The sequence below is a fragment of the Micrococcus porci genome (genome assembly GCF_020097155.1).
Classification (GTDB): domain Bacteria; phylum Actinomycetota; class Actinomycetes; order Actinomycetales; family Micrococcaceae; genus Micrococcus; species Micrococcus porci.
The window spans coordinates 2185330-2200605 of the sequence record NZ_CP083691.1; the positions used below are offsets into that span (position 1 = coordinate 2185330).

Genomic DNA, 15276 nt, shown 5'->3' on the forward strand with positions numbered 1-15276 from the left:
GGCCGCCCGTCGTCGTCTCCGGAGCGGATCGCCCCGGCGCCCCGGCGGCTCTCAGCCGCGCCGGGCGTGGCCGTGGTCCACCGGCCCGTGCCACGTCGGCCTGGTGCGGTCCCCCACCGCGAGCGCCTCGCCCGCGACCATCGCCTGCGCCAGCCAGGGCTTGGCGCGCTCGATCGCGTCCTCCCAGCCGAGCCCGCCGGCGGCGAGCGTGGCCAGGGCCGCGGACAGGGTGCAGCCGGTCCCGTGGGTCGCCCCGGACTCGACCCGGGGCCCACGCACCTCGTGGACGGAGCCGTCGGGACGCACGAGGGCGTCCGGCACCCCTCCTTCGGCGTCGGGGTCGTCCCCGGCCTCGGCCCCCTCCGGGTCGGCCCGCGTGAGGTCGGCGAGGTGCCCGCCCTTCGCGAGCACCGTCACAGCGTGCGCGGCGGCCAGCTCCCGCGCGGCATCCAGCGCCGCGGCCCAGGAGTCGAGCGGCCGCCCGGCGAGGCGCGCGAGCTCGGGCAGGTTCGGCGTCACCAGGTGCGCCGCCCGCAGCAGCCTCCCCCACGCGGCGTGCGCCTCGGCGTCGCCCACGGGGGTGAGGGCGTGTCCGCTGGTGGCCGCCATCACCGGGTCCACCACGACGACGGCGGGCCGGGCCTCCTCGAGCCAGTCGGCGACGACGCGCATCAGCTCGGCGGTGCCGAGCATGCCGACCTTGACGGCGTCGACCGCGATGTCGGAGGCCACCGAGTCCAGTTGCGCGCGCACGACCTCCGCGGGGAGCGGGTGGACGGCCTGCACGCCCTGGGTGTTCTGCGCGGTGATCGCGGTGATCGCGGTCATCCCGTAGCCGCCCCACTCGGCGATCGTCTTGAGGTCGGCCTGGATGCCGGCGCCGCCGCCCGAGTCCGAGCCGGCGATGCTGAGCACCCGCGGCACGGCGGGCCCCTCGGCGGCGGGGGAGGACGAGGGCGGAGTCGAGGGCGAGGGGGCCATGCCCCGGTTGTACCCGGAGGGGGCTCCCGCCGTCACCGCCCGGAGACCGAGCGATCTCCCGCCGCGCTCCGTGACGTCCCCTCCGGGCCGCCGGGCGGACCCGTGAGAGTCTGGAGGGCATGTCCCATGTCGCTCAGAGCACCCACGAGAACAGGCCCGCGCAGGACGGGGGGAACGGCCTGCGGCCGATGTCGGCCCTCGGCATCGCCGCCACCTTCATCGGCACCACGATCGGCGCGGGGTACGCCTCGGGCAACGAGATCCTGCAGTACTTCGTCAGCTTCGGGCTGTGGGGCGGCACGGGGGCGCTGGTGATCGCCGGCGTCCTGTTCTTCCTGCTCTCGGCCATCGTCCTGAAGATGGCGCAGCAGCTGCGGACGACGGACATCCACCGGCTGGTGAACCCCACCAGCTCCCGCATCCCCACCTGGTTCGCGGACCTGTGCATCACCGCCTCGCTGCTGGGGACGCTGGTGATCATGTTCGCCGGCGCCGGCGCGGCCCTGGACACGTGGCTCGGGCTGCCCGCCTGGGCGGGCGCGGCGCTCATGGCGGCCGTCTGTGTGCTCACCGTGCTCGGCGGCATCTCCGGCCTGGTGAAGGTCCAGGGCCTCGTGGTGCCCCTGATCATCCTCGTCGCCGTGGGCGTGGCCTGGTGGGGCCTGACCCATCCGGGGGCGGGCGCCGACGACGTCGCCTCCCTGGTCACCTCGTCCCCGCTGATCAACACCTGGTGGATGTCCGGCATCCTCTACGTCGCCTTCAACTTCCAGCTCGCCTACGCGGTGCTGGCGCCGATCGGGAAGGGCAGCTCGTCGCCCGGGACGAGCCTCGTGGCCGGCGCGGGCCTGGGGGCGATCGGCCTGGTGGTCATGGCCGGGGCCATCATGGCGGCCATGGGCGCGCACGCCACGCTCATCGGCCGCGCCGAGCTGCCGATGGTCGAGCTGGCCGGCATGGTCGCCCCCTGGGTGGCGGCCGTCTACACCGTGATCCTGCTCCTGGCCCAGTTCACGACGGCGGTGTCCTGCCTGTTCGGCGGGGTCGAGCGCATCGCCCTGCTCTCCCCGCTGCGCGACGTGCCCGGCTGGCTGATCGCCGTGGTCACCGCCGTCGTCGCCGTGCTGCTCTCCAGCGTGGGCTTCTCCGACCTGGTGGGCATCGTCTACCCCGTCCTCGGGTACGCGGGCATCGCCATCGTCGCGATGCTGATCGCCACGTGGATCCTGGACCGCACGCTGGTGCGGCGCCGGGCGGCGCGCGCCGACCGCGCGTGACCGGGGACGACACGCGGGAAGGGTCGACGCCGGGGGTGGTCGGGCTCACCCGCGCGTGGTAGCGTCGCACGCATCCCACGGGAGCCCCACGGCAGGGGGCTGAGACCGGGCTGAGGCCGTCCGGACACCGTCTGAACCTGTCCGGGTCATGCCGGCGAAGGAAGAAGGAGCGTGCGGCCGTGTCCGCGTCCCACCACACCCCTGTCCCCCCGCAGTCCGAGGCTGTCCCGACGGCCGAGGAGAACTACCCCACCCACCGCCTGGGCTGGCTGGAGGACGCCGAGCACGGCATCCGCGTGCCCGTCACCCACGTCCACCAGGACGACTCCCCGGACGGCACCCCCAACCCGCCGTTCGCGGTCTACCGCACCATGGGTCCCGGCTCCGTCCCCGAGCGCGGGCTGCCCGCGCAGCGCGCCGAGTGGATCGCCGCGCGCGGCGACGTCGAGGAGTACGAGGGCCGCGAGCGTGACCTGCTCGACGACGGCCGCTCGGCCGTGCGCCGCGGCGCCGCCTCGCAGGAGTGGGCCGGCGAGCGCCGCCCCCCGCTGCGCGCCAAGGAGGGCGCGCGCGTCACCCAGATGCACTACGCCCGGCGCGGCGAGATCACCCCGGAGATGCGCTACGTCGCCCTGCGCGAGGGCGTGGACGCGGAGCTGGTGCGCTCCGAGGTCGCGGCCGGCCGCGCCATCATCCCGGCGAACGTGAACCACCCCGAGTCGGAGCCGATGATCATCGGCAAGGCGTTCGCCGTGAAGGTCAACGCGAACATCGGCAACTCGGCGGTGACGTCGTCGATCGCCGAGGAGGTCTCGAAGCTGCAGTGGGCCACCCGCTGGGGCGCGGACACCGTGATGGACCTGTCCACGGGCGACGACATCCACACCACCCGCGAGTGGATCCTGCGCAACTCCCCCGTGCCGATCGGCACCGTGCCGATCTACCAGGCCCTCGAGAAGGTCGGCGGCGACCACCAGGCCCTGACCTGGGAGATCTTCCGCGACACCGTGATCGAGCAGTGCGAGCAGGGCGTGGACTACATGACCGTGCACGCCGGCGTGCTGCTGCGCCACGTGCCGCTGTCCGCGGACCGCGTGACCGGCATCGTCTCCCGCGGCGGCTCGATCATGGCCGGCTGGTGCCTGGGCCACCACAGGGAGAACTTCCTCTACGAGAACTACGACGAGCTCTGCGAGATCTTCGCCCGCTACGACGTCGCGTTCTCCCTGGGCGACGGCCTGCGGCCGGGCTCCGTGGCGGACGCCAACGACGCCGCCCAGTTCGCCGAGCTCGACACGCTGGCCGAGCTGACGGAGCGGGCGTGGGCGTACGACGTGCAGGTCATGGTGGAGGGCCCCGGCCACATCCCGCTGCACCTGGTGCGGGAGAACGTGGAGCGCCAGCAGGAGCTGTGCAAGGGCGCCCCGTTCTACACGCTCGGCCCCCTCGTCACGGACGTCGCCCCGGCGTACGACCACATCACCTCGGCCATCGGCGCCACCGAGATCGCCCGCTACGGCACCGCGATGCTCTGCTACGTCACGCCCAAGGAGCACCTGGGCCTGCCGAACCGGGACGACGTGAAGACGGGCGTGATCACCTACAAGATCGCCGCGCACGCCGCCGACGTCGCCAAGGGCCACCCCGGCGCCCGCGACCGCGACGACGCGCTGTCCACGGCGCGCTTCGAGTTCCGCTGGCGCGACCAGTTCGGCCTCGGCCTGGACCCGCAGCTCGCCGAGGAATACCACGACGAGACGCTGCCGGCCGAGCCCGCCAAGACCGCGCACTTCTGCTCGATGTGCGGGCCGAAGTTCTGCTCCATGCGCATCAGCCAGGACATCCGCAGCGAGTTCGGCGGCGAGTCCGAGCAGGCGCGGATCGCCGAGGCCGGCATGGCTGCCAAGTCCGCGGAGTTCCGGGCCGCCGGCGGGTCCGTGTACCTGCCCGAGCCCTCGATGCGCCGCCCCGAGGGCGACGCGGCGCTCGCGGCGGACTGAGAGTCCACGCGGCCGTGCCGCGGGGCGGGGTGGAAGGTCGGCCGTCGAGGCTCCGTGCCATGAGCACCTCCCCCGCGCGCGGCGCGAACCTGAACGCCATCGCCGAGGCCACCGGCCTGACCTTCGAGGACTGGGCCGCGTGGCTGGACGCCCGCGGTGCCCGGGACCTGACGGTGCACGCGGAGATCGTGGGGCTGGTCCTGGAGCGGATGCGCTCGGGTGAGACGGCCGAGGTGGGCAGCCCCGAGTGGTGGGCGCAGGGCGTCACCGTGGCTTACGAGCAGCACATCGGCCGCCGGCGGCCCGGCCAGCGCGCGGACGGGACCTTCGCCGTCACCGCCTCCCGCATCCTGGAGGGCACGCGGGAGGAGGTGCACGCCCGCGCCGTCGGGGCGGTGCGGGCCGCGCTGTCCGACGGGGGCGCCCTGCGCGGCGTGGGCCTGGCGAAGGAGCCCACCGAGTCCGCCACCGCCACGCGGCTGTTCTGGCGGGCGGTGCTCGCCGACGGCACCCGCGCGGAGCTGGCGACCGAGCCCAGGCCGCAGACGGCGGGGAAGCCGGCCAAGGCCGCCGTCGTCGCGACGCACTCCAGGGCGGCCTCGGCCGAGGAGGCCGCGGCGTGGAAGGCGTTCTGGAGGAACCTGCCGGCGGCGCTCTGACTCCTCCTCCACAGAGGACGCGGGTCCGCGTCCACTCCACAGCTCCGCCGCCTCCGCCGTGCCCGCGCCCTCGGCCCCTCGTACGCTCGGGGCATGGATGAGGAGAACTCGGAGGCGGCCGGGCTCGTGCTCGGCGCGGACGGCAGGGCGCGCGCGGCCTGGGCGGCGGCCGACCCGCTGCTGCGGGACTACTACGACGCCGAGTGGGGGCTGCCCGTCACGGACGAGCGCGGGCTCTTCGAACGGCTCACGCTCGAGGCCTTCCAGTCCGGACTGAGCTGGCGCACGGTGCTGGCCAAGCGGCCGCGCTTCCGGGAGGTGTTCGCCGGCTTCGACCCGGACGCCGTCGCGGCCTTCGGCGCGGTCGAGGTCGAGGCGCTGATGGCGGACGCCGGGATCATCCGCAACCGCCGGAAGATCGACGCGGCCCTCGCCAACGCGCGGGCCGTCGTCGGGATCCGGGACGAGGTCTTCGCGCCGCTGCACCCGGGCTCCCCCGGGGCCGGCCCGGCATGGGACGGCGAGGGCGACCGTCCCGGCACCGGACTGCCGGGCCTCGTCTGGGCCCACCAGCCCGCCCAGACCCCGACCCCGCGCACGATCGGCGAGGTGCCGTCCGCCTCCCCCGAGTCCACGGCCCTCGCGAAGGCGCTCAAGGCGCGCGGCTGCCGGTTCGTCGGCCCCACCACGTGCTTCGCCCTGCTCGAGGCCGCCGGCGTCGTGGACACCCACCTGGTCAGCTCGTGGCGAAGAGGGGCCTCTGGGATCTGGGCGTGAGGGCGGCCGGCGAGCACGATGGCACGCAGAACACGAACGACGAACCGAGCAGGAAAGGGTGACATCGTGACCACCACGACCTCCGCCTCCCAGGGATACCGCACCATCAACCCCGCCACCGGCGAGCTGATCAAGCAGTACGACAACGCCACGGACCAGCAGGTCCAGGACGCACTGGCCGCCTCGCAGGCCGCCTACGAGCAGTGGGCGGCGACAACGGTCGCCGAGCGTGCCGGCGTCGTCAAGCGCATCTCCGAGCTGCTCGCCGAGCGCTCCAAGGACATCGCCGCACTCATCACCACCGAGATGGGCAAGTCCCTCGGCGGTGCGATCGGCGAGGTGCGCTTCAGCGCCCAGATCTTCGCGTACTACGCGGACAACGCCGAGGAGCTGCTGGCGGACCAGCCGATCAAGGACTTCTCGGGCCAGGAGGCCTTCCTCGAGAAGCTGCCGCTCGGCCCGCTGCTCGGCGTCATGCCGTGGAACTTCCCCGTGTACCAGGTGGCCCGCTTCGCGGCGCCCAACCTCGTGCTCGGCAACACCATCCTGCTCAAGCACTCCGAGATCAACCCGCAGACCGCCCAGCTGCTGCAGGACCTCTTCGAGGAGGCCGGGCTCCCGGCGGGCGTGTACCAGAACCTGTACGCCACCCACGATCAGATCTCCACGATCATCGCGGACCCGCGCGTGCAGGGTGTCTCCCTGACCGGCTCGGAGCGCGCCGGCGCGTCCATCGCAGAGCAGGCCGGCCGCCACCTCAAGAAGTGCGTGCTGGAGCTCGGCGGCTCGGACCCGTACATCGTCCTCTCCGCGCCCGATGCCCGCCAGGCCGCCCGCGAGGCCCTGCAGACCCGCATGGGCAACTGGGGCCAGGCCTGCAACTCCAACAAGCGCATGATCGTCATGGAGGACCTGTACGACGAGTTCGTGGACGAGCTCGTCAAGCAGTCCACGGCACTGAAGCCCGGCGATCCGACCTCCCGTGACGAGGACGTCTACGGACCCCTCTCCTCGGAGTCCGCCGCGGACGGCCTCGCCGCCCAGATCCGGGACGCCAAGGAGGCCGGCGCCACCGTCGTGGGCGGCGAGCGCCTCTCCGGCCCCTCCGGCGAGGGCTTCTACGTCTCCCCCGCCGTGATCACGGACGTGGACCAGGAGAACCCGGCCTACTCGCAGGAGCTGTTCGGCATGGCCTCCGTGGTCTACAGGGTGTCCTCCGCCGAGGAGGCCGTCGCCCTGGCCAACGACTCCCAGTACGGCCTGGGCGGCGCCGTGTTCTCCACGGACCTGGACGAGGCCAAGCGCGTGGCCGAGCAGCTCGAGGTGGGCATGGCCAACGTGAACCTGCCCTCCGCCCAGGGGGCCAACCTGCCCTTCGGCGGCGTCAAGCGCTCGGGCTTCGGCCGCGAGCTCGGCCCGTTCGCCGTGGACGAGTTCGCCAACAAGCGCCTCTACGCGGTCAAGGGCGACCTGCAGGGCTGAGTCGGCCCCGCACCCGCCCGCGGTGCCGCACCCCGCACGGCGACGGCCCCCGCCCCGGAGATCCGGGCCGGGGGCCGTTCCGGCTGTCCAGGGTGGGCCGGTCAGGCGCGCGGGGCCGCGGTGGACCCGCCCACGGCGCCGGTGGAACCGGTGAGCGCGGTGGGCTCGCGGCCGGCGACGATGTCGGCCGCGCCCGTGAACTCGCCGCTGATGTGCTCCTGCACGTGGTCCGGACGGCGCGTGAGCCGCGAGACCACGACGCCGGCGGCCAGCGCCGCCACGAAGCCTGGCAGCAGCTCGTAGAGGCCGAACCAGTCCCACGTGTCCGCGGAGGCCGTGGACCAGAACCAGGCCACCGCCGCGCCGACGACCATCGCGGCCATGGCGCCCCACGAGGTGAAGCGCTCCCAGTACAGGGCCAGGAGAATGACCGGACCGAAGGCCGCGCCGAAGCCGGCCCAGGCGAAGGAGACGAGCTCCAAGACGCTGGCGTCCGGGTTGAGGGCCAGCAGGCCGGCGATGAGCGCCACGACGAGCACGCCGATGCGGCCGAGCCAGACCATGGTGCGCGGGGAGCCCCGGCGTCCGCGGAGCATGTAGAGGTCCTCCACGAGCGCCGAGGAGCACACGATCAGCTGTGAGGAGAGCGTCGACATGATGGCCGCGAGGACGGCGGCGAGCACGAGGCCCGCCACGAAGGGGTGGAACAGGATGGACGCGAGCACCAGGAACACCGTCTCGGGGTCGTTCAGCTCGGTGCCTGGGTTCGCCTGGAAGTAGGCCAGGCCCACCAGGCCGACCATGACGGCGCCGAACACGGACAGCACCATCCAGCCGATGCCGATGCGGCGGGCGGCGGCCGCGTCCTGAGGGGTCCGCAGCGCCATGAAGCGCACGATGATGTGCGGCTGGCCGAAGTAGCCCAGGCCCCAGGCCAGCGAGGACAGCACGCCGATCCGCGTGGCGTTCTGGAACAGGGAGAAGCGGTCGGCCTCGGGCCCGACGGCGGCGTCGGCCGCGCGGATCCCCTCGAGGACCTGGTCCCAGCCCCCCATGGTGGCGATCACGGCCACGGGGACCACGAGGAGCGCCAGGAACATGAGCACGCCCTGGGCCACGTCCGTCAGCGACGCGCCCAGGAACCCGCCGAACAGCGTGTACAGGACGGTGATGCCCGCCACCACGACCATGCCGGTGAGGTAGTTGACGCTCACGCCCTGCGCGTAGATCGAGTCCGGGCCGAACGTGGACTCCACGAACTTGCCGCCGGCCACCATGCCGGAGGAGACGTAGAAGGTGAAGAACACCAGGATGATCAGGCCCGCGACGATGCGCAGGATGTGGGTGTGGTCCTTGAACCGGTTCTCGAGGAAGGTGGGGATGGTGATCGAGTCGCCGGCGACCTCCGTGTAGGAGCGCAGCCGCGGGGCCACCACCTTCCAGTTGACCCAGGCGCCGACGATCAGGCCGATCGCCATCCACCCCTCGATCAGGCCGGAGGCGTAGACGGCGCCGGGCAGGCCCATGAGCAGCCAGCCGGACATGTCCGAGGCGCCGGCGGACAGTGCCGCCACGCCGGGCTTCATGTCGCGTCCCGCGAGCATGTAGTCGTCGAGGTCGTTGTTCCTGCGTGCGGCGTACAGGCCGATGGCGATCATCGCCACGAAGTACAGCCCGATGGCCGCCAGGAGGAAGGCGGTGTTGGAGTCCATGCGGGCATGATTCCACAGGGCAGGAGGGGCTCATGTCGCACGTCACAGAGCCGGCGCACGACGTCGGGGTCGCCCGGCCCCCTCGCCCGTAGACTGGTCCGCGCCATGACCGACTTCCCTCAGCCGCCCGCGGCCGCCCCCGTCATCACCTTCCCCGCGCACCTGCCCGTGGCCGAACGGCGCGAGGAGATCATGGACGCGGTCCGCGAGAACCAGGTGGTGATCGTGGCCGGCGAGACCGGCTCGGGCAAGACGACGCAGCTGCCCAAGATGCTGCTGGCGCTCGGGCTGGGCGGGGCCGGCGTCGTGGGCCACACCCAGCCGCGGCGCATCGCGGCCCGCTCCGTGGCGGAGCGCATCGCCGAGGAGCTCGGCGAGGACGTCGGCCGGACCGTGGGCTACCAGGTGCGCTTCACGGCCCAGACCTCGACGCGCACCCGGGTGAAGGTCATGACGGACGGGATCCTGCTGGCCGAGATCCCCCACGACCCGGACCTGCGGAAGTACTCCGCGATCATCGTGGACGAGGCCCACGAGCGCAGCCTGAACATCGACTTCCTGCTGGGCTACCTCAAGCGCCTGCTCCCACGCCGGCCGGACCTCAAGGTGATCATCACCTCCGCCACGATCGACCCGGAGCGCTTCGCCCGGCACTTCGGCACCGAGGACGAGCCCGCCCCCATCATCGAGGTCTCGGGCCGCACCTACCCGGTGGAGATCCGCTACCGGCCCCTCACCGAGGAGCCCTCCCCCGACGACCCGGACGACGACGCCGACGACCACGCCGAGACCCGCGACCCCATCGACGCGGTCGGGGATGCCGTGCTGGAGCTGGCCGGCGAGGCCCCCGGCGACATCCTCGTGTTCTTCCCCGGCGAGCGGGAGATCCGCGAGGCGGCGGATCACCTGGCGGGCGTCGTCGCCTCCACCCCGCGCCTGGCGGGCACCGAGGTGCTGCCGCTCTACGGGCGCCTGTCCATGGCGGAGCAGCACCGCGTGTTCGGGCGGGCCGGGGCCGGGGTGCGCCGCCGGATCGTGCTGGCCACCAACGTCGCCGAGACCTCGCTGACGGTGCCGGGCATCAAGTACGTGATCGACACGGGCACCGCCCGCATCTCCCGGTACTCGCACCGCACCAAGGTCCAGCGCCTGCCGATCGAGCGGATCTCCCAGGCCAGCGCCAACCAGCGCTCGGGCCGCTCCGGCCGCACGAGCGACGGCATCGCGATCCGCCTGTACTCCGAGGAGGACTTCCTGTCCCGGCCGGAGTTCACGGACCCGGAGATCCTGCGCACCTCCCTGGCCTCGGTGATCCTGCAGATGCTCTCCCTCGGCGTGGCGGACACCCCGCGGGAGGTCATGGACTTCCCGTTCGTCCAGCCGCCGGACTCCCGGCAGGTCACCGACGGCGCCGCCACCCTCACCGAGCTCGGCGCCCTCCACGCCGACGCGCCGACGCGCGGGGGCGGACGCGGCCGGGGCAAGGGGGCCGGGAACCGGTCCGCCGCCGGCACCATCACGGACATCGGCCGCCGCCTGGCCCGGCTGCCCGTGGACCCCCGCCTGGGCCGCATGATCCTGGAGTCCGGGCGCCGGGACTGCACCCGCGAGGTCATGGTCCTCGCCGCCGCGCTCACCATCCAGGACCCCCGCGAGCGCCCCGTGGAGCAGCGCCAGGCCGCGGACGAGCTCCACGCCCGCTTCGCCGACGACCGCTCGGACTTCTCCGCGTACCTCAACCTCTGGGAGTACCTGCGCGAGCAGCAGAGGGAGCTCTCCGGCAGCCAGTTCCGCAAGCTCTGCCGCCGCGAGCACATCAACTGGCTGCGCGTGCACGAATGGCAGGACCTCGTCCGCCAGCTGCGCCAGCTGTCCAAGGACGTGGGCGTGTCCGTGCACCCGGGTCCGGTGGACCCGGTGGGCAAGCACGACGACGTCCACAAGTCCCTGCTGACCGGCCTGCTCTCCCAGATCGGCGCCTACGACGAGCGTCGCCGCGAGTACCAGGGCGCCCGGAACACCCGGTTCGCGGTGTTCCCGGGCTCCGCCCTGTTCAAGAAGCGCCACCCCTTCGTGATGGCCGCCGAGCTCGTGGAGACCTCCCGGCTCTGGGCGCGCGCCGTCGCGCGGATCGAGCCGGAGTGGATCGAGGAGGTCGCCGGGGACCTCGTGCTGCGCTCCTACGCCGAGCCGCACTGGTCCCGGAAGGCCGGAGCCGCCGTCGCGATGGAGAAGGTGACCCTGTTCGGGGTGACGATCGTGCCCGAGCGCAGCGTGCGCTACGGCCGGATCGACCCGGTGCTCTCCCGCGAGCTGTTCCTGCGGCACGCCCTCGTGGAGGGCGACTGGCGCACCCGGCACCGCTTCTTCGCCCGCAACCGGAGGCTCCTGGAGGAGGTCGACGAGCTGGAGACGCGCCTGCGCCGCCGCGACCTGCGCGTGGGCGACGAGGAGCTGTTCGCCTTCTACGACGCGCGGGTCCCCGCGAACGTCGTCTCCGAGCGGCACTTCGACGCGTGGTGGAAGAAGGCCCGCCAGGAGACGCCGGACCTGCTGGACCTGGACCTGGACGCCCTGCTCACCCAGGACGCCGACGAGCTGGACACGGACGCCTTCCCCACGGCCTTCCGATACCCGCTGCCCGGCGGGGACGCCGACCTGGCGCTGGACTACACCTACGACCCGACGGGCGCCTCCGGCACGGACGGCGTCACGGTGGCCGTCCCCATCCTGCTGCTCAACGAGGTCGCTCCCGGCCCGTTCGCCTGGCTGGTGCCCGGCCTGCGGGGGGAGCTCGTGACCGCCCTCATCAAGGCGCTGCCCAAGGCCGTGCGCAAGAACCTCGTCCCGGCCCCGGACGTCGCCCGTCTCCTCGTGGAGGACCTCGACGCGCACGCCGACCCGCTCCGGGACGAGCTGCCCGCGGCCCTCTCCTCCGCCGTGCGGCGCGTCCGCGGGGCGGTCGTCGAGCCCGAGCTGTGGCGGCTGGACGCGGTCCCGGACCACCTGCGCATGGACTACCGCGTGGTGGACGCCCGCGGCGCGGTCATGGGCGCCGGGCAGGACCTGCCCGCCCTGCAGGCCCGGCTGGCGAAGGCCAACCGCTCCGCCATCGCCGCCCGCCTCGCCGGCACGGACGACCCGCGCAACGCCCGCCCGGGTCAGGGCGCCGGGCGCGGCCGCGGGAAGACCGAGCCGAAGGGCGGGGACGGCGGAGCACGGGGCCCCGCCGCGGACACCGGCCGCCCCGGCCCGTCCCGGACCGCCGACGGCGCTCCCGCCTTCCGCGAGCGGCACGGGCTGACCTCCTGGACCGTCGGCGAGGTCCCGCGGCAGATCACCACCGCCCCCGGCGACCGCGGCCCCGCGATCACCGGCTACCCCTCCCTGATCCCCGAGACCACGGCGGACGGGTCTCCGGCGGCGGGTCTCGTCGTCGCGCGCTCGGCGCAGGACCAGGCGGCCTGGCACCGCGCCGGTGTGATCGCGCTGCTGCTGGCCACGCTGCCGAGCACACACCGGTACGTCCTGGACCACCTGGACAACAAGGAGAAGCTGACCTTCACGCAGAACCCGCACGGCTCCGTGGAGTCGCTCGTGCGGGACGCCACCCACGTGGCCGTCGACCGGCTGGTGGGCACCGACCTGCCGTTCACGGAGGTGGGGTTCCGGGCGCTGTTCGACCGCGTCCGGGCCGACCTGATCGACACGGTCTTCGCCGTCACCGCCCTCGTGGAGCAGGTGCTGTCCCGGGCCGCGGAGGTCCGCCGCCGCCTCAAGGGCGGCGTGTCCCTGGCCATGGCCCCGGCGAAGTCCGACGTCCAGGCGCACCTGGAGCAGCTCGTGTTCCCCGGCTTCCTGGCCGCGACCGGCTGGCAGCAGCTGCAGCACCTCCCCCGCTACGTGCAGGGCATGCTGGCGCGCCTGGACAAGCTCGACGCCGGCGGTCACCTGCAACGCGACGGCCAGCACATGGCCGTGGTGCAGGGCCTCGAGGACGAGTTCGACGCCGCCGTCACCGCGCACCGCAGCCGGTTCCCGGGCACGCCGGTGCCGGCCGAGCTGGAGCGGGTGCGGTGGCTCCTCGAAGAGCTGCGGGTGTCCTACTTCGCGCAGGAGCTGGGCACGGCCGTCTCCGTGTCGGAGAAGCGCGTCCGCCAGGCCCTGGCGCAGGCGAGGCAGGGCTGACGCCGACGGGCCCGCCCGGAGGGGCGGGCCCGGACGGCTCGGTGGTGCGGGAGGGTCGGTCCCGGGGCCTGATCAGTCCTGGGGGACGACGTCGCCGTGCCCGTCCTCGCGCAGGCCGGCCCGGATCGCGGCGGCGGCCTCGTCGAGGGACTCCGGCTCCGGGGCGTTGTCCACGCGCGCCATGTCGTAGTCGTTCATGGAGTTCGAGGGCCACACGTGCACGTGCAGGTGCGGGATCTCGTAGCCGGCCACCATCAGTCCCGCCCGCTGGGCGCCGAACGCGCGCACCTGCACGCGGCCGATCGCCTGCGCCACGCGGGTCAGGTGGGCCAGGAGGTCCGGGTCGGCGTCCACCCACTGGTCGACCTCCTCGCGGGGCACGACGAGCGTGTGGCCCTGCGCGAGCGGGCCGAGGGAGAGGAACGCGACGCACTGCTCGTCCTGCCAGACGAAGCGGGCGGGCAGCTCGCCGGCGATGATCCGGCTGAAGACGGTGGCCATGGGGTCCTCCTGGAGGTCTCGGTGGGGCTGGTCGGCGTCCGGGACGGGGTCAGTCGCCCTCGGGCCGGGGGCCGGTCGCCACGGGGCGGTCCGGGTCCTGGATCCAAGCCGACCACGAACCCGGGTACAGCGCCACACCGTGGCGTCCGGCGACGGCCAGGGCGAGCACCTGGTGCGCCGCCGTGACCCCGGAGCCGCAATACACGGCCGCGGGGACCTCGTCGGACAGGCCCGCGTCCTCGAAGCGGGCGGCGAGCGCCGCGGGGTCCAGCAGCCGCCCGTCGGCGGCGACGTTGCCGGAGGTGGGCAGGGACCGGGCGCCGGGGATGTGCCCGGCCACCGGGTCCAGGGGCTCCTCCTCGCCGCGGTAGCGCTCGGCCGAGCGGGCGTCGAGCAGGAGGCCGCCGGCGGCGATCGCCTCCGCGCCGTCCGTGTCCACCACCGGCATGCGACCCCACGAGGGGTGCACGGAGCCGGGCTGCGGGATGACCTCGCCCGGCTGCAGCGGCAGACCGGCGGCCCGCCAGGCCCCGAGCCCGCCGTCCAGGAGCACGGAGTCCCGCAGGCCCGCGTGGCGCAGCAGCCACCATGCCCGCGCGGCGGCCAGGGAGCGGTCGTCGTCGTAGACCACCACGGTGTCGCCGTCGTCGATGCCCCACATCCGCAGGGAGTGCGCGAACTGCACGGGGTCCGGCAGCGGGTGCCGCCCCTGGCGGGGGCCGGCGTGCCCGGCGAGCTGGTTGGGCAGCGAGACGAACACCGCCCCGGGCAGGTGCCCGCGCAGGTAGGCGTCGTGGCCCGAGCCGCCGGCGCCGGCCACCGCGTAGCGCACGTCGAGGAGGATCACGCGGCCCGGGTCGACGCGCCGGTCGAAGACGGGCCCGGGCGGCGGGGCGGGCACGGGCTCGGCGGGGGTCAGGCCCAGCCATCCGGCGAGCACGCCCACGTCCACGAGGGACGGCGGCTCGGCGGCCGCGGGGTCGGGGGCCGTGGCGTCCTCGGCGAGCTCCGCCAGGGGCGTCTGATCGGTCGGGGCGTCCGCCGCGGGCGACGAAGCCGGAGACGGGGGACGGCCCTCGGTTGAATCCTTCACGACGGACACCCTACTGTGCCGCCCCCGCCCCGCGCGGGGCCCGCTGGTAGCCTGGGGATCCACCGTCCCGGCGCCGCGCCCGCGGCCCGCCCCGTCCAGCGACGCCGCCCGCAGGCGGTGCGGAAGGAGCCCGTCAGCGTGAGCGAGACCCCCGGCCGCCCGTCCGAGGCCCCCGCACCGCGCGGGCGCAGCACCCGCCAGAAGGCGGCGGTGGACGGCGCCCTGGACGCCGCCGAGGACTTCGTCAGCGCCCAGGAGCTGCACGCGCGCCTCAGGGACGCCGGCGAGCGCGTCTCCCTGGCGACCGTCTACCGCGCCCTCCAGCAGCGGCTCGACGAGGGCACGGTGGACATGCTCCGCCGCGAGGACGGGGAGTCCGTGTACCGCCGCTGCGCGGCCGAGGGGCACCACCACCACCTGGTGTGCCGGGTCTGCTGGACCACCGTGGAGGTGACCGCGCCCGGCGTCGAGGAGTGGGCCGCCCGCATGGCCGCGGAGCACGGCTTCTCCGACCCGGACCACACCGTGGAGATCACCGGCGTGTGCGCCGAGTGCCGCGCCGCCGGCCGCGGCTGAGCCGCGCGCCGCTCCCGGCCCGAGCCGGGG

11 protein-coding genes are annotated in these 15276 nt (G+C 74.0%); 7 read left to right on the forward strand and 4 right to left on the reverse strand.

What is annotated here, in order from left to right:
- Positions 1-51: 51 nt before the first annotated feature.
- Positions 52-981: a bifunctional hydroxymethylpyrimidine kinase/phosphomethylpyrimidine kinase gene (thiD, locus tag KW076_RS10320; RefSeq protein ID WP_286670218.1), complete on the reverse strand. Its 930-nt coding sequence runs from the start codon at positions 979-981 to the stop codon at positions 52-54.
- 119 nt (positions 982-1100) lie between these two features.
- Between thiD and KW076_RS10325 the strand changes: the two genes are divergently transcribed.
- The 5 genes from KW076_RS10325 to KW076_RS10345 all read left to right on the forward strand — a co-directional run bounded on the left by KW076_RS10325 (position 1101) and on the right by KW076_RS10345 (position 7176).
- Complete coding sequence (locus KW076_RS10325; protein ID WP_224355252.1) at positions 1101-2258, forward strand: YkvI family membrane protein; 1158 nt, start codon at positions 1101-1103, stop codon at positions 2256-2258.
- 179 nt (positions 2259-2437) lie between these two features.
- The gene (gene thiC, locus KW076_RS10330; RefSeq protein WP_286670219.1) at positions 2438-4258 is read left to right on the forward strand and encodes a phosphomethylpyrimidine synthase ThiC; all 1821 of its coding nucleotides are present in this window, start codon (positions 2438-2440) and stop codon (positions 4256-4258) included.
- Between the two features lie 59 nt (positions 4259-4317).
- Complete coding sequence (locus KW076_RS10335; protein ID WP_224355253.1) at positions 4318-4917, forward strand: hypothetical protein; 600 nt, start codon at positions 4318-4320, stop codon at positions 4915-4917.
- Between the two features lie 93 nt (positions 4918-5010).
- Positions 5011-5694 (forward strand): DNA-3-methyladenine glycosylase I, encoded by a 684-nt coding sequence (locus KW076_RS10340; RefSeq protein ID WP_224355254.1) that lies wholly within the window; start codon positions 5011-5013, stop codon positions 5692-5694.
- An 18-nt stretch (positions 5695-5712) separates the two neighbouring features.
- Positions 5713-7176: an NAD-dependent succinate-semialdehyde dehydrogenase gene (locus tag KW076_RS10345; protein WP_434084322.1), complete on the forward strand. Its 1464-nt coding sequence runs from the start codon at positions 5713-5715 to the stop codon at positions 7174-7176.
- Between the two features lie 101 nt (positions 7177-7277).
- On the opposite strand, the gene putP is transcribed toward KW076_RS10345, so the two are convergent.
- The gene (gene putP, locus KW076_RS10350; RefSeq protein ID WP_224355256.1) at positions 7278-8888 is read right to left on the reverse strand and encodes a sodium/proline symporter PutP; all 1611 of its coding nucleotides are present in this window, start codon (positions 8886-8888) and stop codon (positions 7278-7280) included.
- A 105-nt stretch (positions 8889-8993) separates the two neighbouring features.
- On the opposite strand from putP, the gene hrpA reads away from it, so the two are divergent.
- Positions 8994-13076 (forward strand): ATP-dependent RNA helicase HrpA, encoded by a 4083-nt coding sequence (gene hrpA / locus KW076_RS10355; protein WP_255612571.1) that lies wholly within the window; start codon positions 8994-8996, stop codon positions 13074-13076.
- A gap of 72 nt (positions 13077-13148) precedes the next feature.
- Here hrpA and KW076_RS10360 read toward each other — a convergent pair whose 3' ends face one another.
- A complete protein-coding gene (locus tag KW076_RS10360) occupies positions 13149-13577 on the reverse strand; it encodes an HIT family protein (protein ID WP_224355257.1) in 429 nt (142 codons plus the stop codon).
- A 49-nt stretch (positions 13578-13626) separates the two neighbouring features.
- Positions 13627-14670 (reverse strand): sulfurtransferase, encoded by a 1044-nt coding sequence (locus KW076_RS10365; RefSeq protein WP_224355258.1) that lies wholly within the window; start codon positions 14668-14670, stop codon positions 13627-13629.
- Positions 14671-14808: 138 nt separating this feature from the next.
- Between KW076_RS10365 and KW076_RS10370 the strand changes: the two genes are divergently transcribed.
- A complete protein-coding gene (locus KW076_RS10370; protein ID WP_224355259.1) occupies positions 14809-15246 on the forward strand; it encodes a Fur family transcriptional regulator in 438 nt (145 codons plus the stop codon).
- Positions 15247-15276 lie beyond the last annotated feature (30 nt).